Origin of the sequence: Senegalia massiliensis (genome assembly GCF_009911265.1) — a bacterium.
GTDB classification, from domain to species: domain Bacteria; phylum Bacillota; class Clostridia; order Tissierellales; family SIT17; genus Anaeromonas; species Anaeromonas massiliensis_A.
Genome location: NZ_QXXA01000006.1, coordinates 60371 through 83345, shown reverse-complemented (window position 1 = coordinate 83345; position 22975 = coordinate 60371). Strand labels below are relative to the sequence as shown.

At 27.9% G+C, this 22975-nt stretch carries 15 protein-coding genes, 1 pseudogene and 1 riboswitch; of the genes and pseudogenes, 11 read left to right on the top strand and 5 right to left on the bottom strand.

Features of this window, described 5'->3' with window-relative positions; all coding sequences use genetic code 11:
- The first annotated feature begins 30 nt into the window (after positions 1 to 30).
- Both D3Z33_RS06190 and D3Z33_RS06185 read left to right on the top strand, forming a co-directional pair.
- Positions 31 to 1848: a MutS-related protein gene (locus D3Z33_RS06190; RefSeq protein WP_207708350.1), complete on the top strand. Its 1818-nt coding sequence runs from the start codon at positions 31 to 33 to the stop codon at positions 1846 to 1848.
- A gap of 68 nt (positions 1849 to 1916) precedes the next feature.
- Positions 1917 to 3284 carry an L-cystine transporter gene (locus tag D3Z33_RS06185; protein ID WP_243153437.1) on the top strand — a complete coding sequence of 456 codons (1368 nt, stop codon included), beginning with the start codon at positions 1917 to 1919 and terminating at the stop codon, positions 3282 to 3284.
- A gap of 74 nt (positions 3285 to 3358) precedes the next feature.
- Here D3Z33_RS06185 and D3Z33_RS06180 read toward each other — a convergent pair whose 3' ends face one another.
- Positions 3359 to 4915 carry an ABC-F family ATP-binding cassette domain-containing protein gene (locus D3Z33_RS06180; RefSeq protein WP_160196909.1) on the bottom strand — a complete coding sequence of 519 codons (1557 nt, stop codon included), beginning with the start codon at positions 4913 to 4915 and terminating at the stop codon, positions 3359 to 3361.
- 126 nt (positions 4916 to 5041) lie between these two features.
- On the opposite strand from D3Z33_RS06180, the gene D3Z33_RS06175 reads away from it, so the two are divergent.
- The 3 genes from D3Z33_RS06175 (at position 5042) to D3Z33_RS06165 (ending at position 9746) form a co-directional block, all read left to right on the top strand.
- Positions 5042 to 6736, top strand: a complete 1695-nt coding sequence (locus D3Z33_RS06175; protein WP_160196908.1) for a Na+/H+ antiporter NhaC family protein — start codon at positions 5042 to 5044, stop codon at positions 6734 to 6736.
- A 276-nt stretch (positions 6737 to 7012) separates the two neighbouring features.
- Positions 7013 to 7096, top strand: a riboswitch (cyclic di-GMP riboswitch).
- A 91-nt stretch (positions 7097 to 7187) separates the two neighbouring features.
- Complete coding sequence (locus D3Z33_RS06170) at positions 7188 to 8192, top strand: ketoacyl-ACP synthase III (RefSeq protein WP_160196907.1); 1005 nt, start codon at positions 7188 to 7190, stop codon at positions 8190 to 8192.
- 21 nt (positions 8193 to 8213) lie between these two features.
- On the top strand, positions 8214 to 9746 hold the full coding sequence (locus tag D3Z33_RS06165; protein ID WP_160196906.1) for a methyl-accepting chemotaxis protein: 1533 nt from the start codon (positions 8214 to 8216) through the stop codon (positions 9744 to 9746).
- A 37-nt stretch (positions 9747 to 9783) separates the two neighbouring features.
- Here D3Z33_RS06165 and D3Z33_RS06160 read toward each other — a convergent pair whose 3' ends face one another.
- A complete protein-coding gene (locus D3Z33_RS06160) occupies positions 9784 to 11016 on the bottom strand; it encodes an aminopeptidase (protein ID WP_160196905.1) in 1233 nt (410 codons plus the stop codon).
- A gap of 139 nt (positions 11017 to 11155) precedes the next feature.
- On the opposite strand from D3Z33_RS06160, the gene D3Z33_RS06155 reads away from it, so the two are divergent.
- A complete protein-coding gene (locus tag D3Z33_RS06155; RefSeq protein WP_160196904.1) occupies positions 11156 to 13093 on the top strand; it encodes a S9 family peptidase in 1938 nt (645 codons plus the stop codon).
- Between the two features lie 35 nt (positions 13094 to 13128).
- Here D3Z33_RS06155 and D3Z33_RS06150 read toward each other — a convergent pair whose 3' ends face one another.
- Complete coding sequence (locus D3Z33_RS06150; RefSeq protein ID WP_347561223.1) at positions 13129 to 14424, bottom strand: sodium-dependent transporter; 1296 nt, start codon at positions 14422 to 14424, stop codon at positions 13129 to 13131.
- Positions 14425 to 14591: 167 nt separating this feature from the next.
- Positions 14592 to 14804 carry an EscE/YscE/SsaE family type III secretion system needle protein co-chaperone gene (locus tag D3Z33_RS06145; protein WP_243153436.1) on the bottom strand — a complete coding sequence of 71 codons (213 nt, stop codon included), beginning with the start codon at positions 14802 to 14804 and terminating at the stop codon, positions 14592 to 14594.
- Between the two features lie 279 nt (positions 14805 to 15083).
- Here D3Z33_RS06145 and D3Z33_RS06140 point away from each other — a divergent pair, with 279 nt between their 5' ends.
- The 4 genes and pseudogenes from D3Z33_RS06140 to D3Z33_RS06125 all read left to right on the top strand — a co-directional run bounded on the left by D3Z33_RS06140 (position 15084) and on the right by D3Z33_RS06125 (position 20110).
- Positions 15084 to 16409 carry an FAD-dependent oxidoreductase gene (locus D3Z33_RS06140; protein ID WP_160196903.1) on the top strand — a complete coding sequence of 442 codons (1326 nt, stop codon included), beginning with the start codon at positions 15084 to 15086 and terminating at the stop codon, positions 16407 to 16409.
- Positions 16410 to 16503: 94 nt separating this feature from the next.
- A pseudogene (locus tag D3Z33_RS06135) lies at positions 16504 to 18282 on the top strand (YgiQ family radical SAM protein); the annotation flags it as partial.
- Positions 18283 to 18494: 212 nt separating this feature from the next.
- Positions 18495 to 20012 (top strand): sodium-dependent transporter, encoded by a 1518-nt coding sequence (locus tag D3Z33_RS06130; RefSeq protein WP_160196901.1) that lies wholly within the window; start codon positions 18495 to 18497, stop codon positions 20010 to 20012.
- Entirely contained in the window at positions 20012 to 20110 is a 99-nt protein-coding gene (locus D3Z33_RS06125) for a MetS family NSS transporter small subunit (RefSeq protein WP_130805283.1), read from the top strand. Before D3Z33_RS06130 ends, D3Z33_RS06125 begins: the two co-directional genes overlap by 1 nt.
- Positions 20111 to 20153: 43 nt before the next feature.
- Here D3Z33_RS06125 and D3Z33_RS06120 read toward each other — a convergent pair whose 3' ends face one another.
- Positions 20154 to 21155 carry a YhdH/YhfP family quinone oxidoreductase gene (locus D3Z33_RS06120; RefSeq protein ID WP_160196900.1) on the bottom strand — a complete coding sequence of 334 codons (1002 nt, stop codon included), beginning with the start codon at positions 21153 to 21155 and terminating at the stop codon, positions 20154 to 20156.
- A 119-nt stretch (positions 21156 to 21274) separates the two neighbouring features.
- On the opposite strand from D3Z33_RS06120, the gene D3Z33_RS06115 reads away from it, so the two are divergent.
- Complete coding sequence (locus D3Z33_RS06115; protein WP_160196899.1) at positions 21275 to 22972, top strand: M3 family oligoendopeptidase; 1698 nt, start codon at positions 21275 to 21277, stop codon at positions 22970 to 22972.
- Positions 22973 to 22975 lie beyond the last annotated feature (3 nt).

Sequence of the window (22975 nt, the reverse complement as noted above, 5' to 3'; positions counted from 1 at the left end):
ATACAATTATTATATAGAGATAAAAGAAAGGTGGATATAATTTTGGTTGAGCCAATAAATATATATAAAAGAAGAACAGCAAAGTATAGTGATTTATTAAAAGGTACAAATAAAACAATGAATATAATTAGTACTATTAGACTTTTAACAGCTGCAGTTATTATAATGCTAGGGATATTTTTAGCTAGAGATTTAGGTGATTTAGTATTATGGGGATTATTTACTATTTCATTATTATTATTTTTATATCTTGTAAAAATACATAATTATTTAAAAAATTATTATAGATATATATCATCTATACGAGATATAAATAGTAATGGAATAGAAAGGTTAAATTGGAATTGGAAAAATTTCAAAGAAGATGGAAAAGAGTTTATTGATATGAATCATAGATTTAGTTATGACTTAGATATATTCGGTAAAAATTCACTTTTTCAATATATAAATAGGACATATACTCCTATTGGGAAAGAAAAGTTAGCAAATATTTTAAAGAATCCTCCTAGAGATATAGAAGTTATAAAAAGTAGACAAGAAGCTATAGAAGAGTTAGCAAAAAAGAGGTGGTGGCGACAAAGATTTGCTGCATCAGCTATAGAGAAGGAAAAGAAGGGTAATAGAGATAATACAGATATAATATTATGGTCGAAACATAAAGAAGATATATATACTAAAAAAAGTACTAATATATTTTTTAAAGTATTACCATTAATAACTATTATTTTACTTTTAGGGGCATATGTATTTTTAGCTATACCAAAAATAGTAGCATTATCATTTGTAGCAATTCAATTTTTGATGAGAGCACTTAACTCTAACAACTTAAATAAGGAATTTGACAAAATATATAAATATGGAGATGATATAAAAACCTATGCAAAGATGATAGAAAAATTTGAAAAAGGTAATTTTAAATCTAAATATATTTTAGATTTAAGAGATGGTTTAAAAAATAAAAATAATGAGGATGCTTCTAATCAATTAAGAAAACTTGAGAAAATAGTTGAAAGATCTCTAAATCGAAAAAATATGATCTTCTTTCCTATAAATGTATTACTTTTATGGGATTATCAGTGTTTAATATCTTTATATAAATGGAAAGAACAATCAGGGGATAATGTTGAAAAATGGATTAATATAGTAGGAGAGTTAGAAGAATTAAGTTCTTTTGCAGGACTTAGTTTTGATAATAGAGATTGGGTATTTCCAAATATAGAAAAAAAAGATTCAATTTTTAATTCAAAAAGTATAGCTCATCCTCTTTTAAGAAAAGGAGTAGCTAATAGTATAAATATAGAAGATCCTTCTAGAGTAATACTTGTAACAGGCTCAAATATGGCAGGGAAGAGTACTTTTTTAAGAACTATTGGAATAAATATAGTGCTTGGCTATTGTGGCTGTAAAGTATGTGCAGAAAGTATGAATTTATCTATAATGAATTTACAAATCTGTATGAGAATAAGTGATGACTTAGAAGCAGGTATTTCTTCGTTCTATGGCGAGCTTAAGAGAATAAATAGTATAGTAGAAAAGTCAAATAAAGATTTGCAAGTATTTTTCTTATTAGATGAAATATTTAAAGGTACCAATTCATATGATAGACATATTGGTGCAAAAATGCTTTTAAAACAGCTTTATAAGAATAAAGCTATAGGCCTTGTTTCTACTCATGATTTAGAATTAGGTGAAATGGAAAAGGAGACTTTGGGTAATGTACTAAATTATCATTTCAAGGAATACTATGAAAGAGGAGAAATACATTTTGATTATAAGTTAAGGAGGGGTGTATCAACTACTAGAAATGCAATATATCTTATGAAAATGGCAGGTGTAAATATAGAATAATTTTAATTCCCTATTTACATACCGGAATAGTATGGTATAATATAAAAAAAGAGAAGGAGGCAATAATATTGAATGATATATTTTTAACCATAATAAACATTTTAGTATTTTTAGCTATAACATTTGGGTTATTTATGATGCAAAAGAAATATGTATCATTTACCAAAAGAGTACTTTTAGCATTACTTGGTGGTATAGTATTTGGGGCAGTACTGCAATTAATTTATGGTCCAAACTCAGAGGTTGTTATTCAATCTAATACATGGATTTCAATAGTAGGTACAGCATATGTAAGACTTCTTAAAATGATTGTAATTCCTCTTGTATTTATAGCCATAACTGGAGCCATAATAAAACAAACTGGAAAAGATTTAGGTAAGATGGCAGGTATTATAATATTAGTATTAGTATTAACTACAGGTATTGCAGCTTTAGTAGGTGTAGGTACAGCATCTATATTTGATCTTTCTGCAGAAGGACTTCAAGTGGGAGAAGATGAATCACAAGCAGCAGATAATCTAGAAAACAGATTAGGAGAATTTACAGCAAAACCTATTCCTGAACAAATAGTTGAGATAATACCAATAAATCCTTTTTATGCAATGACTGGTCAGGGAAGTTCAGCTACTCTTTCAGTAGTTGTATTTGCAGCATTTATATCTATTGCAACACTTGGTCTTAGAAGAAAGAAACCAGAATCAGCAGAACATTTTGCGAAAATAATATCTACACTTCATGATGTAGTTATGAGAATGGTTACTTTAGTATTAAGACTTACTCCATATGGAGTTTTAGCTCTTATGACAAGGGTGGTTTCTACAAGTAATTTTAGTGAAATTGCAAGGTTACTTAAATTTGTAATAGCTTCATATGTAGCACTTATAATTATGTTTATTATTCACTTTGTAATACTAGCTATATTTGGATTAAATCCTATGACATATCTTAAAAAATCAGCTTCAGTTTTAACATTTGCATTTACATCTAGAACTAGTGCAGGAGCGATTCCATTAAATGTTGAAACTCAAACAGATAAATTCGGAGTATCAGAAGGCCATGCAAATTTATCAGCATCTCTTGGATCAAGTATAGGTCAAAATGGATGCGCAGGAATCTATCCAGCTATGCTTGCTGTTATGATAGCACCAACTGTAGGAATAAACCCTTTAGCGCCAGCATTTTTAATTAAACTTGTAATAGTAATAGCACTTAGCTCATTTGGTATTGCAGGTGTAGGTGGAGGAGCAACATTTGCAGCTTTAATAGTTTTATCTACAATGGGACTTCCTGTTGGGCTTGTAGGACTTTTAATAGCAATTGAACCATTAATTGATATGGGTAGAACTGCAGTAAATGTAAGTGGTTCTATGCTTGCAGGACTGGTTTCAAGTAAGGTTATGAACAATATTGATATAGAAAAATATAATGAAAAATAATATAAATAAGAATAAATGTAAGAAAACTAAATGATTAGAAAAAATCCTGATTTATAAATCAGGATTTTTTCTTTTTAAACTATTTTTGTTGTCCAATTTTCACAATTCCAAATATCTGTTACAATATCATTGTAGAACTCTGGTTCATGTGAGATTAAAAGTATTGTTCCATTGTATTCTTTTAATGCTCTTTTCAGTTCGGATTTTGCATCTTTATCTAGATGATTTGTAGGCTCATCTAAAATTAATATATTAGTTTCTTTATTTATAAGTTTGCATAATCTAACTTTTGCTTGTTCTCCACCACTTAGGACAACTACTTTACTTTCAATGTGTTTTGTAGTAAGTCCGCATTTGGCTAGTGCAGATCTTATTTCATATTGATTAAATCCAGGGAATTCACTCCACATCTCATCAATACATGTATTATAATTATCTTTTTTTATTTCTTGTTGAAAGTATCCTATATATTGATTTTGACCTTTTTCAACTGTACCTGATATAGGTTTTATTTCACCTAATATACTCTTTAATAATGTAGTTTTACCTATACCATTTGCTCCAACTATAGCTATTTTTTGTTTTCTTTCCATACGAATATTCAAAGGCTTAGTAAGAGGCTCATCATATCCTATAACTAAATCATTAGTTTGAAAAATTAATTTTGATGGAGTTCTTGCTTCTTTAAAATTAAATTCTGGCTTTGGCTTTTCTCTATCTAATTCTATTATATCCATATTATCAAGCTTTTTTTGTCTACTCATAGCCATATTTCTAGTAGATACTCTTGCCTTATTTCTTGCTACAAAATCTTTAAGTCCTGCTATTTCTTGTTGTTGTTTTTTATATGCTGCTTCTATTTGTTTCTTTTTCATTTCATAAACTTTCATAAAATCATCATAATCTCCAACATATCTATCTAATTTTTGATTTTCCATATGATAGATTAGATTTATTACACTATTTAAAAATGGTATGTCATGAGAAATGAGTATAAATGCATTTTCATAATCATTTAAATAAGTTTTTAACCATTCTATATGTTCATAATCTAAATAGTTTGTAGGCTCATCTAATAGTAATATATCTGGTTTTTCTAATAATAATTTTGCAAGTAGTACTTTAGTCCTTTGTCCTCCACTTAAATCATTTACATCTTTTTCAAACCCTATAGCATCAAGTCCAAGACCTCTTCCTATTTCTTCTACCTTTGCATCTATTATATAAAAATCATTATTTGTAAGAATATCTTGGATTGTCCCCATATCTTCTAAAAGTATTTCTAATCTTTCAGGAGTAGCATTAGCCATTTCATCACATATAGCATTCATTTCTTTTTCTAAATCAAAAAGATAACTAAAAGCAGACTTTAATGTATCACGAATAGTCATGCCTTTTTTTAAAACTGTATGTTGATCTAAGTATCCTATTCTTACTCTCTTAGACCATTCAATGTCACCTTCATCTGGTGTTATTTTTCCTGTAATTATATTCATAAATGTAGATTTACCTTCTCCATTTGCCCCAATTAGTCCGATATGCTCACCTTTTAATAATCTAAATGATACATTATCAAATAAGGCTCTATCACCAAAACCATGAGTTAGGTTTTTAACTGTTAAAATACTCATAAAATCTTCCTTTCTACGAAGCTATTTATAATACATAATATATAATAATTAAATTTAAATGTAAACTTACAATTAGGATATTTTTAAAAGTTATCGAATATATATTTAAGAAAGGAGGGATTATTCTTGAAGAGAAAAGTATTGTTATTAGTATTAATTTTAATTTTTATTTCTACTTATGCTTTAGCAGATGAAGTAGATAGTGCAAAGCTTAATGCAGAAAAATTTGGTATTTGGACTCTTTTACCACCACTTATAGCTATAGTTCTTGCATTTATAAGTAAAAATGTAATTATATCATTATTTATAGGAGTTCTTACTGGAGCATTTATTCTATCATTAAATAATTATAATGTATTTGGAGCATTAATTCATAGTTTTTTAGACTTAATAGTATATATGGTTTCATCTCTTGCAGATAGCTGGAATGCAGGAATTATTCTTCAATGTTTAACTATTGGTGGAATGATTGCTTTGATTTCAAAAATGGGTGGAGCAAAAGCTATTGCAGAGTCTTTAGCTAAAAAGGCTAAATCACCTGTAAGTGCACAAATAATTACTTGGATATTAGGACTTTTTATATTCTTTGATGATTATGCAAATGCACTTATAGTAGGTCCTATTATGAGACCTGTCACTGATAAAATGAGAATTTCAAGAGAAAAATTAGCATTTATTATAGATGCAACAGCAGCACCTATTGCAGGGATTGCACTTATATCTACTTGGATTGGATATGAGGTAGGTCTTATAAAGGATGCATATGAATCAATAGGACAAAATGTAAATGCATATGGCATATTTGTATCTACAATACCTTATAGATTTTATAATATACTTATACTTATATTTATAGTAGCAACAGCAATTCTTATGAAAGAATTTGGACCAATGTATAAAGTAGAAAAAAGAGCTAGAATTAAAGGTGAGGTATTAAGAAAAGATTCAAGTCCAATGATGAGTGATAATGATAAAAACTTAGAACCAAATGAAGGTACTAAATTAAAAATAAAAAATGCACTGGTTCCAATACTTGTGCTTATGATATCAGCTTTTGCAGGATTTTATTATAATGGATATATAGCTTTAGCAGAAGATGCTAATATGATAGAAATGATAAAGGATTCTCCTTTATCACTTATGGCTATAAGAGAAACATTTGGAGCATCAGATGCTAGTATAGTTTTATTTCAAGCAGCACTTTTAGCAAGTATTGTAGCACTTTTAATGGGAATAAAACAAAAAATATTTACAGTAAATGAAGGTATTGATACTTTTATACATGGTTTAAAATCATTACTTATTACTGGTGTTATATTAGTGCTTGCTTGGTCACTTTCAGGAGTGATCAAAGATTTAGGAACAAGTAAATTTTTGATATCAATACTAAGTGATAAAATGCCTGAGTTTTTACTTCCATCAGTAATATTTATATTTGGAGCAATAATATCATTTTCTACAGGTACATCCTATGGAACAATGGGTATACTTATGCCACTTACAATACCTTTAGCATTTTCTATATCTCCAGAAAATTCATATATGTTAATGAATGCAGGAGCAGTACTTACAGGAGCTATATTTGGTGACCATTGTTCACCTATCTCAGATACTACAATATTATCTTCAATGGGTGCTGCATGTGATCATATAGATCATGTAAAAACTCAATTATATTATGCTATAACTGTTGGTATAATTACAATATTATTTGGTTATATTCCAGTAGGACTTGGAGTCCCAGTTTATCTTGTTCTTCCATCAGCATTAATTGTAGTAATAGCATTTGTATATTTATTTGGAAAAAAAGTTACCTTCTAAGAGTAGCAATATTTGTTTTAAAACATATCATATATTATTAGGAGGTGTGGTAAATGTCAGCAACAACAAAAGGCTTCTTTGGATTGGATGATGATTTATTACTTATAATTTGTGTGATTGTAGTTATATTCCTTATTTTCCCTAGCTTTGGTCACAAATATTAATAAAAAAGGTGAGAATTGATAGATTCAATTCTCATCTTTTTTGTTTTAAATATATTGGAAAAAGATACTTTATATGATATTATAATCTAGTAAAATATTGTCGAATTATATAACTTAATAAAGGCAAACTTATCGAAAGTTAAGGACGCAAAGCTATGGGTCTAAGGAATGAATCTATGATTGCCAAGCCGCTAAGTTGATTGCTATAAAATAGATAGCTCTACTTAGAGTTATCTATTTTACTTTTTGTGCATCTTCTTAGTAATTAAACTAAAGGGGAGTGTAAAATGTATCAAAATGTATTAATAAAAGGTGTTGGTTCATATAATCCAACAAAAGAAGTGAAAAATAAAGAAGTTATAAATCACTTTAAAAAGTATGAACTAGATGATCATGTAACTAATTTAATGAAGAAATTAGGTAGAGACATACGAAAGCAAGCTGATAATAATGAAACTATGATAGGTATGGGGGTTAAGTCTGCTAAAAAAGCATTGAAAAATGCAAATCTTTCTCCTGAAGATATAGATATAATAATATCTGCTACAGATACACCACAATATTTAATGCCTTCTTGTGCATTGATGATGAGAAATGAATTAAAGGCTACTAATGCAACTTCAGTTTTTGACTTGAATAATAACTGTGTTGGAATGATAAGTGCTATTGATGTAGCAACTAGATATTTAAAAACTGATAAAAAATTTAAAAGAGCTTTAATAATTGGTTCTTTGCACGTAAGTCCTTTTGCTAGGGAAGATGATATGATTACATATTCTATTGTAGGAGATGGTGCTGCTGCAATTATTTTAGAATCTATAGAAGAAGACAAACAAAGAGGATTTTTAGCAACAAGAATGTTTACTGATGATAATTACAATGATACTATAAGATTTCCAGAATGTGGCCTTGAAAATATAGTTGATACAAATCTAACAAGTTATGATAGAAAGATGCAATGGAAACCTTTTGATTTTAGTTTTCTTTCAGATGAGTGGTCAGAATTAGTAGTTAACTTACTAAAAGAAAATGAATATACTCCAGAAAATGTATCACATTATTTTATGTCACAATTTTCTAAAGACGATATAAAAGTTACTTTAGAAAAATTAGGTAATACTTTAGAAAAAGCTACATTTATAGCAGATAAGTATGGATATACTGGTAGTGCCAGTCCAATAATGGCTCTAAATGAAAGGTTAGAAAAAGAAAATTTTATAGAAGATGATTTAATAGTATTTTGTTCTGTTGCAGCAGGTTATACTATGCAAGCATTGAGTTATAAATGGTAAATGTTTATGAAGGAGGTTAATATGAGAGAAGATACTAATACAATAATAGATTATCAGAAAAAAACTTTGAAATTTGTACTTATTATTTATTCAATAAGTGGATTATTAGCTGCAACAACTTTTTCAGTTATGAAATATTTAGGGTTATATAGTTCAATTAAATGGTTAGATTTGTCTTTATTTGGACTTTTAATTATAGTTGAATCTATTATTTTTTATTTAATGCATAGAAAGACTGTTGATAATGGAAATTTTAATAAAAAGAATTTTAATATTTTAAAGTATATAATATTTATTATGACTTTTATAAATTACTTATATTTAGTATTTATGATACCATCTAAGGAATTATGGATGAGCATATTTTACTTTATTATTTTAGGAGCATTATTTTTAGATGTTAAATTAAATATTGCATTTATAATTACTGGAATTATAAGCCAAATAGCTATATTTACATTTAATTCTAACACACTTCCATCAGAAGAATTGATAATACAAGAATTTGTAATCAGAGCAATAATAATTACTCTAACTTCTTTTGGTATATTCATATTTACATTGTTTGCTTCTAATATACTTAATCAAATACAAAAAAGAGAAGAAGAACTAGCAAATAACAATCAAAAAATATCAAATATTTTTAATAGAACTTCTGAATTTGCAGATTCATTATTAGACTCTAGTAAAATGGTGTCAACTATAGCAGAAGAAGAAAGTACAGCTATGCAAGAAATAGCTTATACTAGTGATAATGTACTACAATCGAGTAACTCTATGTTAGATAAGTCTAAAAAGAATACAAATATATTAGATGAGTTACTATCAGAGAATGAGAGTATACATAACAAAACAAATAATAGTAGAAGTATAGCTTTAGAACTTATAGAAAAATCCAATAAAAATGAAATATCATTAAATGAAGCATCTAACATTATGAATAAAATAAAGGAACGAATAGAATTCACTTTTGATGCTACAAGAAAACTTCAGGATAAGGCTGAAGAAGTAGATGAGATATTAGTTATTATTGGAAATATTGCTGAACAAACTAATTTACTTGCATTAAATGCTTCAATAGAAGCTGCTAGAGCTGGGGAATCTGGAAGAGGATTTGTAGTTGTAGCTGAAGAAATAAGAAAACTTGCTGAAAATACTAAGCATTCGTTGAAAGATGTAGCTGGAATAACTACAGAGTTAAAAACAAAAATTTCTGATGTAGAAGATTTAATGACTAATAATAATAATCATATAACTGAAGGAAATAATATAGTAGGTGATACTGTACATAATGTAAAAGATATGATATCAGAATTAAAAGATTTTACTGAAACTATAAAAAATATAAATGTTATGACTAAAGGACAACTTAATAAAACAAAAGAAATAGTAAATTTCAATGAAAACATTTATGAAAATACAGAAAGTACAATAGGAGAATTTAATACTTTAATTCAATCAATTCAACAAAGTGCAGCAATGAGTGAAGAACTTTCGGCAAATGCTGAAAACTTAAAAGACATAGCTGTACAAATGAATGAATTGATTAAATAACAAAAAACCACTAGGTTAAGTCCTAGTGGTTGTAATTTTATATAGACCAATTACCATCTTTAAATATTTGTACTTTTTCACCATTTTGTTTTTCAGCTATTATATTCATATCAGCTGAACCTATCATGAAATCTTCATGTATAAGTGAATCATTTGCACCTTTTTCTGTTAACTCTTCTGTTTCCATATCACTTCCATTTTCTATACATGTAGGGTATGCTTTTCCTAAAGCTAAATGACAAGATGCATTTTCATCAAATAATGTATTATAGAATATTGTATCTAAATTTGATATAGGAGAATCATGTGGTACCAAGGCAACTTCACCTAAATGTAATGCTCCTTCATCAGTTTCTAACATTTTTTTAAGTACATCATAGCCCTTTTCTGCTTTAAAATCTACAACTTTACCATTTTCAAGTGTAAGTGTAAAGTCATCTATTAAATTGCCATTATAATTAAATGGTTTAGTATTTTTAACTACACCATTTACTCCAGTTCTATGAGGCATAGTAAAGACTTCTTCTGTTGGAATATTAGCTACAAAATATGTGTCCTTATCATTCTTTTCTCCTCCACCTGCCCAAATATGGCCTTTTGGTAGTTCTACTTCTAAATCTGTAATAGAGGATTTGAAATGTAATTTCTTGAAGTTTTCTTTATTTAGATATTTTACTCTATTTTCTAAATTTGTAGTATGTTCCTTCCATGCTTCTACAGGTTCTTCTCTATCTACTCTAACTATTTTAAATATTTTATCCCAAAGCTTTTCTATAGCTTTTTCACTATCATCAATACCTATAACTTTTTTAGCCCATGCTTTTGAAGGAGCAGCTATAACACACCAAGCTACTTTGCTAGCCATTGTATATTTTCTATATTCTTGAAGGGCTTTAAGTTTTGTTTTAGTATCTGTTGCCATTTTTTCAGGATCTACATCTTTAAATATGTCTGGATCATTACCAGTAATTGATATAAAAGCAGCATTATCCTTTGCAAGCTCTGCTAATCCATCTGCCTTCCATTGTGGAAATTCTTTAAATGCTTTGTCTGGTGCATTTAAAAATCTTATAAGGGCTAATTCATCGTCATTCCAATTAACCATAACATCACGTGCACCTGCATCATAGGCAGATCTTGAAAGAGCTCTTACAAATTCATTGCTTTCAATAGGAGCATTAATATAAAGAATTTGATCCTTTTGAATGTTTACACCAATATTAATTGCAATATCAGCATATTTTTTTAATAATTCATTGAAATTGTTCATTTTATCATCCTTTCATATAGTTTAATATTATTTTATATTAAATTTTCTAAAAAGTCATTTAAATTCTCAAATATTATAATGTTTTAATAATTCTGATATTATTATATAATATAAATTAGAATAATAGAGGGGGAATTTTATGGAAAAGTTAAAATTAGATGATTTTACAAAGTATAAGTTTTTATCAGGTATTAAACATGGAAAAGAAAAAGGGAAACTTGCTTTTGTAGTACATAATATTGATAAAGAAGAAAATAAATACTTATCTAATATTTGGTTATATTATAAAGGAAATTTAAGACAGATTACTACATTTGATAAGGAAAGTTCATTTATATGGTTAAATGATGAAGAGATAATATTTTCAAGCAATAGAGATGAAATAGATAAGAGTAAAGAGACAAAAAAAGAAATTACTAAATTTTATAAAATAAATATAAATGGAGGAGAGGCCAAAAAGTATTTTGAAATAGATAAAAATGTAATTAATATTGAAAAATTAACTGAGAATAAGTTTATATTTACAGCTAGCTATGATAAAGAAGATAAAAATAAAGATAAAAAAAGTTTTATTGAATTAGATGAAATACCTTTTTGGTCTAATGGCAGTGGTTATACGAATAAAAAAAGAAGCAGATTATATATTTATGATTTAGAAAAAGAAGAATATAAAGCTCTTACAGATGACATTACAAATATAGGTGAATTTTCATTAAATGATAATAAAGATAAAGTAGTATTTATATCTAATAAATTTGAAAATAAAATGGACTTAACTGATTCTTTATATATTTATGATATAAAAAATGATGAATTGAAAAATATAGATAGTAATGGTTTTTCATATGATTATGCTAGATTTATTAAAGATGATAAGTTAATAATAAATGCTACAAATATGAAAAATTATGGTATAAATGAAAATGGTAAGTTTTATACTTATGATTTAAATAAAGATGAAATGAAATGTATAACTCCTGATTTTGGTAAAAGTGTATGGAATTCAGTGGGTTCAGATGTAAGATATGGTGCGTCATCTAGTGTAAAGGCAGATGGAAATTATCTTTATTTTATTACTACAGAAAATGACAGTTCATATATAAATAGAATAGATGAGAATGGTAATATACAAAAGCTAGTAAAGAATAAAGGTTCAGTAGATGGATTTAGTGTAAAAAATGGAGAAATATATTTTATAGGGCTTCGCGATTTAAAATTACAAGAAATATATAAATTAGATGAAAAAGAAGAAATTCAGATATCTAATTTTAATAACTGGTTACAAAAAGAAAGAACATTATCCCAGGTAGAAAATTATAGTGTAGAAAATGATGGGATTACTATTGATGGATTCATAATTAAACCTGTTAATTTTGATAAAAGTAAAAAGTATCCAGCTATATTGGATATTCATGGAGGACCAAAAACTGTATATGGAAATGTTTTTTATCATGAAATGCAATATTGGGCAAATCAAGGTTATGTAGTGTTTTTCTGTAATCCTCGTGGTAGTGATGGAAAAGGAAATGATTTTGCAGATATTAGAGGGAAATATGGAACAATTGATTATGATGATATAATGAAATTTACTGATAAAGTACTTGAACAGTATTCTTTTATAGATAAAGACAAGGTAGGAGTTACAGGTGGATCTTATGGAGGTTTTATGACAAATTGGATAATAGGTCATACTAGTAGATTTAGGGCAGCTGCATCTCAAAGAAGTATATCTAATTGGACGAGTATGTATTCTACTACAGATATAGGATATTACTTTACAGAGGATCAAATTGGTGAAACTCCTTGGAGTGATAATGAAAAATTATGGTGGCATTCTCCCCTTAAATATGCAGATAAAGTAAATACACCTACGCTTTTTATTCATGGAGAAAAAGATTATAGATGTTGGGTAGTTGAAGGGATACAGATGTTTACAGCACTTAAATATCATAATATTGAAAGTAAATTATGTATATTTAAAGATGAAAATCATGAACTTAGTAGAAGTGGTAAGCCAAAAAGTAGAATAGAAAGACTTGAACAAATAACTAATTGGTTTGATAAATACTTAAAATAAAAATAATCCCTGCATATTAATATGCAGGGATTATTTTATTCTATGCCAAGAACTGATTTAATAAAATCTATATAAGAATTAACTAATATTATACCTATAGCAATAGGAACTACATATTTTATGAGTAAAGACCATATTTTAGCTAATTTAAATTCTATTTTAGAGCTCTCTATTTCTTCTATTGCTTTTTCTGGAGTTAAAACCCATCCTACAAATATTGCAAGTAAGAATGCACCTGTTGTTAAAAGTATATTTGAAGCTAATTTATCATAAAGGTCAAAGAAGTTTAAATTACCTAATACTTTAAATGACCAAGCTCCAAGAGAAAGTGAAGAGGGTACTCCAAGTAAAAATATAAATCCACCTGTAATTATAGTTGTTGGTACTCTCTTTTTACCTTTTTCATCTACAAAATATGATACAGCTACTTCTAGCATTGATATAGAAGAAGTAAGCGCTGCAAATAATACTAATATAAAGAATAATAAGCTGAAAAAGTAACCAAATGGCATAGATGAAAATACAGCAGGTAATGTTACAAACATAAGTTTTGGACCGTCTGTAGGCTCAAAACCAAGGGCAAATACGGCAGGTAGTATTGCAAGTCCTGCGAGTATAGCAATAATTGTATCTAACACTGGAATAAGAGTTGCTGTAGATAAGAGGTTATCTTTTTTATCTAGATAGCTTCCATAAGTAATCATAGTTCCTATTCCTATAGAAATTGAAAAGAATACTTGACCTAGAGCATTCATTGCTACATTCATATTAATTTTCGAAAAGTCAGGTACAAATAAAAACTCTATACCTTCTATACCACCTTTAAGAGTAATACTTCTTACAGCTATAATTATAATCATTATGAATAAAGCCGGCATCATTATTTTTGAAGCTTTTTCAATTCCACCACTAATACCTTTTAAAACTATTAATATGGTAGCTATCATGAAAATAAATTGATATGACAATAATTCTATAGGTGAATTAAGTAAATTATCAAAAAGGCTATTTAAATATGCTGAATCAGTGGTACTTAGATCACCTACTATTGCTGATTTTAGATAAAATATAACCCAACCTCCTACAGTAGAATAAAAGGCAAGTATAATAAAACCACATATTATTGCTAGAGTACCAACAAAAGCCCATCTTTTATCAATGCTTCTATATGCACCAAAAACAGATAATTCAGTTTTTCGTCCAAGAGTTATGGCTGCAAGCATTAAAGGGATACCTATAATTACTAGAAATAATATATATAATAAAACAAAAGCTCCGCCACCATTTGAACCAGTATTATATGGAAATTTCCATAGATTACCTAAACCTATTGCAGAACCAGATGCTGCTAAAATAAAACCTAAATTTGAAGACCATTTATCACGAATATTCTCACCTCCTTTGATTAATATTTATATTATAGTAGAATTCTAAATATTAATCAAATGTAATATTTAGAATTTAAAAAGGAGCCTAAGCTCCTTTTTAAATAAATATATTATTCTTTATAGTTTGATAATGTATCATTAGCAGATTGTAATGCATTATTTACTGAGTTAAGAGTGTTTTGGATTTTTTGCTTGTTTTCTGGCTTTTCTACAGAAGAAAGAGCTTGATTTAATTCGCTTACTGAAGATTGAAGTTGGCCTGTAACTCCTTGAACTCTTTGTCTAGCATTTTTACCTTGATTATTTCCCATTTTATTTTTCAAAGTTTTCACTCCTTTAAAATTTTTGCTGCCATATTATTATGTGTATTAAATAAAAATTAATTCAAACTATGATTATGTTAATATAACAATAAATAGTAAAATTAAACGTACTTAAGTTTTTATGACCATTTGAGTAATACTAATTTTTATATTATCATTAAATTTTTATATTTTATTGAAAATAATTATCAATTAAAGTTTATTTCTAAAAATTGTGGGTACTATTAATATAGCAGCAAATAAAATAATTTTAAATTTAACAATCAAGGAGTGTATTTTATGAAAATAGTAGTAATAGGATGTACACATGCAGGAACAGCGGCAACAGTAAATGCTGCTAAGATGTATCCTGATGCAGAAATTACAGTTTACGAAAGAAATGATAATATTTCTTTTCTTTCTTGTGGTATAGCATTATATGTAGGTGGATTTATAGAAGATCCAGAAGGATTATTTTATTCATCACCAAAGGAACTTGCTAAACTTGGAGTTAATACCAAGATGCAGCATGATGTATTAGATGTAGATACTGACAAAAAGAAAATAAAAGTTAGAGATATGAAATCAGGAGAAGAATTTGAAGAGCTTTATGATAAATTAATAGTTACAACAGGTTCATGGCCAATTATACCTCCTTTTGAAGGTATAGACTTGGATAACATATTATTATCTAAAAATTATAATCATTCAAATACTATTATAGAGAGAGCTAAAAATGCAAAGAATATAGCAGTAATAGGTGCAGGATATATTGGTGTAGAGCTTGCGGAAGCATTTAATTTAAATGATAAAAATGTTACTCTTATAGATATGGCTGATAGAATACTAAGTAAATATTTAGATAAAGAATATACTGATATAGCTGAAAATACTTTTAGAGAAAAAGGAATAAAACTTGCGTTAGGTGAAAAAGTTACAAAATTTGAAGGAAATGATGGTAAAGTATCAAAGGTTATAACTGATAAGGGTGAGTATGATATAGATTTAGTTATATTATGTATTGGTTTCAAACCAAATACTTCTTTACTTAAGGATCAAGTAGAAATGTTAGGTAATGGTGCAATAAAAGTAGATGAATATATGAGAACAAGTAAAGAAGACGTATTTGCAGCAGGAGACAATTCAGCAATAATTTATAACCCAACAGGAGAGCATAGATACATACCATTAGCTACAAATGCAGTAAGAATGGGAACTATAGCATCTAAAAATCTCTTAGAAAATAAAGCTAGATATATGGGTACTCAAGGAACTTCTGGTATAAAGATATATAATCATAATATTTCTTCTTCAGGGCTTACAGAAGAAGCAGCAAAACAAGCTGGTTTAGACTTTGATACTGTTACAGTAAAAGATAAATATAGACCTGAATTTATGCCAACACATGAAGAAGCTACATTAAAGGTGGTATATGAAAAAGGTACAAGAAGAATATTAGGTGCACAAATTATATCAGATGCAGATTTAACACAGTATATGAATACTATGTCAGTAGTTATACAAAATAAAATGACTTTAGATGAACTTGCATATACTGATTTCTTTTTCCAACCACATTATAATAAACCATGGAACTTATTAAATTTACCAGGTTTAAATGCATAAATTTTAAAATCGCCTTATTTAAGGCGGTTTTTTGTTGCTTAAAAGTATTATAATGTATATAATAACTATATTATAATACAAAGGATGAATATAAATGGAATTTTTACCAATATCACAAAAGGATATGAAAGATAGAGGATGGGATATATTAGACTTTATAATTGTATCAGGAGATGCATATGTAGATCACCCATCATTTGGAACTACAATAATTGGAAGAGTATTAGAAAGATATGGATATAAAGTTGGAATAATATCTCAACCTAATTGGAAAAGTTTAAAAGACTTCAAAAAATTAGGGAAGCCTAGATTAGCATTTCTTGTAACAAGTGGAAATATTGATTCTATGGTAAACCATTATACAGTAGCAAAAAAGAAAAGAAGAAATGACTTATATTCACCTGGAGGCAATTCAGGTTATAGGCCTGATAGAGCTTCTATAGTGTATAGTAATAAAATTAAAGAAGCATATAAGGATGTGCCTATTATACTTGGAGGAATAGAGGCAAGTCTTAGGAGATTTGCTCACTATGATTATTGGGATAATAGTGTTAGAAGGAGTATACTAATAGATTCAAGAGCAGACTTAATAGTATATGGAATGGGAGAAAAGCAAATAGTAGAGATAGCTGAATCCTTGGAAAGTGGTATACCTATAGAAGAAATAACATATATAAAAGGTACAGTATATAAGACAAAAGATAAGGATAGGGCTTATGAACCTATTTTCTTGCCTTCATATAGTGAAATAACTAATAATAAGAAAAAATATGCAGAAAGTTTTATGATTCAATATAAAAATATGGATAGTATACAAGGCAAACCACTAGTAGAACCCTATGAAGGTAATTACTATATTGTACAAAATCCACCTCAAGGACCTATAGAAAATATGGATTTAGATGATATATATAATCTTCCTTATACTAGAAATTATCATCCTATATATGAAAAACAGGGTGGAATACCTGCAATAAATGAGGTTAAATTTAGTATTATAAGTAATAGAGGCTGTTTTGGAAACTGTAATTTCTGTGCCTTAGCTTTTCATCAAGGAAGGGTAGTTAAATCAAGAAGTCATAAGTCTATATTAGATGAAGCAGAAAAAATAGTTGAAGATGAAAACTTCAAAGGATATATTCACGATGTAGGAGGACCTACTGCTAATTTTAGGAAAAGAGCTTGTAAAAAGCAAGAAAAATATGGAGTATGTAAAGAAAAACAATGTTTATTTCCTAGTCCTTGTACTCAGCTTGAAATAGATCATAAGGACTATTTACATCTTTTAAGAAAACTTAGAAATATTCCTAATGTAAAAAAAGTATTTATTCGTTCAGGAATTAGGTATGATTATCTTATACATGATAAGAATGATACCTTTTTTAAGGAATTATGTAAGCATCACATAAGTGGTCAATTAAAAGTTGCACCAGAACACATTTCAGAGAATGTATTAGAAAAAATGGGAAAGCCTAAAAAAGAAGTTTATGAAAAATTCATAAATAAGTTTGAAAATATAAATAAAAAGATAGGAAAAGAACAATTTGTAGTTCCATATCTTATGAGTTCTCATCCAGGTTCAACTTTAAAAGATGCTATATCCCTTGCAGAATATTTAAATAAGATAGGACACAGACCAGAACAAGTACAGGATTTTTATCCAACCCCTTCTACTCTTTCTACTTGTATGTATTACACAGGTCTTGATCCTAGAACTATGAAAAAAGTATATGTGGCAAAATCACCACATGAAAAAGCTATACAGAGAGCATTAATTCAATATAGTGACCGTAGAAATTATAAGCTTGTAAAAGAAGCTCTTTTGAAAGAAAATAGAGAAGATTTAATTGGTTTTTCTAAAAAATGTCTTATAAAACCTTAAATATAACGATTAAAATCACCTATATTATATAGGTGATTTTAATTATTAATAAAAAGTAAAAAATATAATTTAAAGTATTGCTAAATTGAAATAAATCGTATATAATTGTCATATGTTAAACTAATGATACAAAATATTCTGAATATACAGAAAGGGGGATAGGGGCTTTACACAACAATTTTTAAGTAAGGAGTTGATATTTTTTGGAAAACAATGACAGAGGACAATGGGGTTCAAAATTAGGTTTTATTTTAGCAGTTATAGGTTCAGCAGTTGGTTTAGGGAATATTTGGAGATACCCTTATCTCTTATATACCAATGGAGGAGGTGCATTTTTAGTACCTTATTTTATAGCTTTATTTACAGCGGGTATTCCTTTAGTTATATTAGAATATGGATTTGGACATAAGTTTAGAGGGTCTGCTCCATTATCATTTGCTAGAGGTAATAAAAAATTTGAGTGGCTTGGATGGTGGCCTAGTGTTACTTCTTTTATAATACTTTCATATTATACTGCAATATTAAGTTGGGCAATTAATTATTTATTCTTTTCATTTGGTCAAACTTGGGGTTCTGATACTAATGCATTTTTCTTTGGTGAATTTTTACAAGCTTCATCTGGACCATTTGATATATCAGGAATGAGATGGCCAATATTCATAGGTATTACAGTTATTTGGGCTATAAATTGGTTTGTATCATATAATGGTGTTTCTGGAGGAATAGAAAGATTAAATAAAGTACTCATACCTACATTACTTGGAATTATGATTATTATAGTTATTAGAGGAGTTACACTACCTGGAGCATCTTTAGGATTAAATAAACTATTTACACCTGATTGGTCAAAGGTAAAAGATTTAAATGTATGGATAGATGCATATGGTCAAGTATTTTTCTCACTTAGTTTAGCTATGGGAATACTCGTAACATATTCATCTTATTTACCTAAAAAGTCAGATATAAATAATAGTGCATTTATAACTGCATTTTCAAATAGTGGATTTGAATTTTTATCAGCTATTGGAGTATTTGGAATATTAGGATTTATGGCAACTAGCCAAGGGATACCAATTGAAGATGTTGCAACACAAGGAATTGGTCTTGCTTTTGTAGCTTTCCCAAAAGTATTTAGTTTAATGGGGCCAGTTGGTACAGTATTTGGAGTATTATTCTTCTTAGCACTAGTATTTGCAGGACTTACATCAAGTATTTCCTTATTAGAGGCATTTTCTAGTGCAGTAATAGATAAGTCTGGAGCAAGTAGAAAAAAAGTAATTACTATAACTTCCATAGTAGGATATTTAGTATGTGTAATATATGCAACAGGTGCTGGAGTATTTGTACTAGACATAGTTGATGCATTTATTAATTCATTTAGTTTAGTAACTGTAGGCTTACTTGAAGCTATAATATTAGGTTGGATAATTGGTGCAGATAAGATCAGAAAACATACTAACTCAGTATCTATTTATAGTATAGGTAAATGGTGGGAAGTAATGATTAAGTTTGTAACACCGGCAATACTAGGTGTAATGCTTATTACAAAGATAATTAATGAAATAAAGAATCCTTATGAAGGATACCCAACTAATGCTCTTATGATATTAGGATGGGGAATTATAGGATTTATAATTATAGCAGCCTTTATAGCTAAGAGTACAAAATGGCATAAAGGAGTATTAGAAAAAAATATTGAAGATGAAGAGGAGGCAATTTAATGACAGGGACTTCTATAGCATTTTTCTTATTTGGAGCAATTGTATTATGGGGTGGCATAGCAGTTACTGTTACTATAGCCATAAAAGATAAAAGTTAATATAAAAAATAATGACATCATATTAATATGATGTCATTATTTTTTATATTTCTAAATTTACAATAGTTCTTCCTTTATGAGATCCATTTAACATTTTATGGATTTCATCATTTAAGTTGCTAAGTCCAATTTCATTTATATTATCATGTAGAGTATCTATCTTCCAGTCATTTGAAAGTAAGCTCCATAATATATTTCTAAGTTCATTATCTACATTTACTGAGTCAACACCAAGAAGTGATACACCTCTTAATATAAATGGATAAACAGATGCATCAAATTTATGACCAGCCACATTTCCACATGTAGTTACACTACCACCATAATTTGTAGTTTTTATTGCAGTTGAAAGGATATTTCCTCCAGTGGTATCAATTACTCCAGCCCATCTAGATTTTAAAATAGGTTTCCCACTTTCATCTTCAAATTCATGTCTATTTATGATGTCTTTTGCTCCCATATTAACTATCATATTTTTTTCTTCTTTTTTTCCTGTAGCACCTATTACATCATATCCTAATTTAGATAATATCTTTATAGCAGTACTACCAACTCCACCAGTAGCACCAGTTACTAATATTTCTCCATCCTCAGGTTTTACTCTTCCTAATTTCATAAGTTTATATACAGATATAGCAGCAGTAAAACCTGCTGTACCATATATCATACTTTCTTTTAATGATAAATTTTCGGGGAGTTTAACTACCCATTTACTAGGAACACGAATATATTCTTCAAATCCACCATCAGTATTCATACCTAAATCATATCCTGTAACTAATACTTTATCTCCCTCTTTTATATTATTATCATTACTCTCTACTACAATTCCAGCTGCATCGATTCCAGGAGTATGAGGATAATTTCTAGTTACTCCTTTATTTCCTATTGATGACAATGCATCTTTGTAATTTAAAGAAGAATATTTTACATTTATAGTAATATCACCTTCTGGCAAATCACTTATTTGCTTTGAGATTATACTTCTTTTAAAGTTTTCTCCATCTTGTTCTACAAAAAATGCTTTAAATTTTGCATCATTCATTTATATCCCTTCTTTCTATATATTCAACTTATTATTACCCAGATATATTTATATTATAGTAGAAAAAAAGCAATAAATAGTGATATGATATAAGTAGAAGATAAAAGGAGTGAATATTTTTGAAAAAATTTAATGAATATGAATATATAAGACCAAATATTAAAAAATTAGAAAAGAAATTTATAGATTATTTAGAAAAATTTAAAAAAGCAGAATCTGTAGATATTCAAAATGAAATGATGAAAAATATAAATAATTTAAGAAAAAACTTTGAAACTATGGAAAACTTAGTTTTAATTCGTCATACAATAAATTTAAATGATGAATATTATGAAAAAGAGAAAGAATTTATGGATGAAAATTCACCTGTTTATACTGGATTTGTTTCAAAATATTATAAAGCACTTCTTAATTCACAATTTAAAAATGAATTAGAAGACCAATGGGGAGAGCAGATATTTAAGATTGCAGAACTTAAAATTAAAACTTTCTCAGAAGATATAATAGAAGACTTAAAAAAAGAAAATAAATTAGTAAGTAGATATACTAAATTACGTGGTTCTGCAAAAATAAATTTTGAAGGAGAAGAAAGAAATTTATCTGAAATGGGTCCATTTCTACAATCAAAAGATAGAAATATAAGAAAAAAAGCACAAGTTGCTTATAATAGTTTCTTTTTTGAAAACGAAGAAGAATTTGATAATATTTATGATGAAATGGTAAAAGTGAGACAGAAAATAGCAAAAAAATTAGGATATAATAATTTTATAGAACTTGCATATGATAGACATAAAAGAAGTGATTATAATAAAGATATGGTAAAACAATATAGAGATCAAATTAAAGAAGAAATAGTTCCTATTGCAAATTCTTTAAGAAAAAGGCAAGCAGAAAGATTAGGGATTGATGTTCTTAAATATTACGATGAACCTTTAGAATTTTTGTCTGGAAATGCTACACCTAAAGGTGATAAAAATTGGATGATAGAAAATGCAGAAAAGATGTATAATGAATTGTCTATTGAAACAGGTGAATTTTTTAAGTTTATGAATCAAAAAAACCTTATGGATTTAGAAGCTAAAAAAGGTAAAGCTGGTGGTGGATATTGTACATTTATAGATGATTATAAATCACCATTTATATTCTCAAATTTTAATGGCACTTCAGATGATGTAGACGTTCTAACTCATGAAGCAGGTCATGCTTTTCAAATGTATAGTAGTAGAGATTTTGAACTGCCTGAGTATAACTTTCCAACTCTTGACGCATGTGAGATTCACTCTATGAGTATGGAATTTTTAGCATGGCCATGGATGGACTTATTTTTTAAAGAAGATACTTTGAAATATAAATTTTCTCATTTAAGTGGAACAGTTTTATTTTTACCTTACGGAGCATTAGTAGATGAATTCCAGCACTTTGTATTTGAAAATCCAGAAGCATCAAAGGTTGATAGAAAAAGAAAATGGAGAGATTTAGAAAAGGAATATCTTCCTAACTTAAATTATGAAGATAATGATTTCTTAGAAAGAGGAGGATTTTGGTTTAGACAAGGTCATATTTTTACAGATCCTTTTTATTATATAGATTATACTTTAGCTCAAGTTTGTGCATTTCAATACTGGGTTAAATATAGAGATAATAAAGAAAAAGCTTTAGAAAGCTATATAAAATTATGTGAAATGGGAGGAAGTAAATCTTTCTTACAATTAGTAGAAACCGCAGGACTTAAAAATCCATTTAATGAGGGAACTATATCTGAAATTTCAAAACCTATAAAAGAATGGTTAGAAAAAATAGATGATAAAAAGCTTTAAAAA

What these genes read in the sequence shown, in the direction of transcription:
- D3Z33_RS06180 (WP_160196909.1), bottom strand. Translation starts at nt 4,915, where the DNA reads ATGAGTATTTTAACAGTTAAAAACCTAACTCATGGTTTTGGTGATAGA.
- D3Z33_RS06170 (WP_160196907.1), top strand. Translation starts at nt 7,188, where the DNA reads ATGTATCAAAATGTATTAATAAAAGGTGTTGGTTCATATAATCCAACA.
- D3Z33_RS06165 (WP_160196906.1), top strand. Translation starts at nt 8,214, where the DNA reads ATGAGAGAAGATACTAATACAATAATAGATTATCAGAAAAAAACTTTG.
- D3Z33_RS06160 (WP_160196905.1), bottom strand. Translation starts at nt 11,016, where the DNA reads ATGAACAATTTCAATGAATTATTAAAAAAATATGCTGATATTGCAATT.
- D3Z33_RS06155 (WP_160196904.1), top strand. Translation starts at nt 11,156, where the DNA reads ATGGAAAAGTTAAAATTAGATGATTTTACAAAGTATAAGTTTTTATCA.
- D3Z33_RS06140 (WP_160196903.1), top strand. Translation starts at nt 15,084, where the DNA reads ATGAAAATAGTAGTAATAGGATGTACACATGCAGGAACAGCGGCAACA.
- D3Z33_RS06125 (WP_130805283.1), top strand. Translation starts at nt 20,012, where the DNA reads ATGACAGGGACTTCTATAGCATTTTTCTTATTTGGAGCAATTGTATTA.
- D3Z33_RS06120 (WP_160196900.1), bottom strand. Translation starts at nt 21,155, where the DNA reads ATGAATGATGCAAAATTTAAAGCATTTTTTGTAGAACAAGATGGAGAA.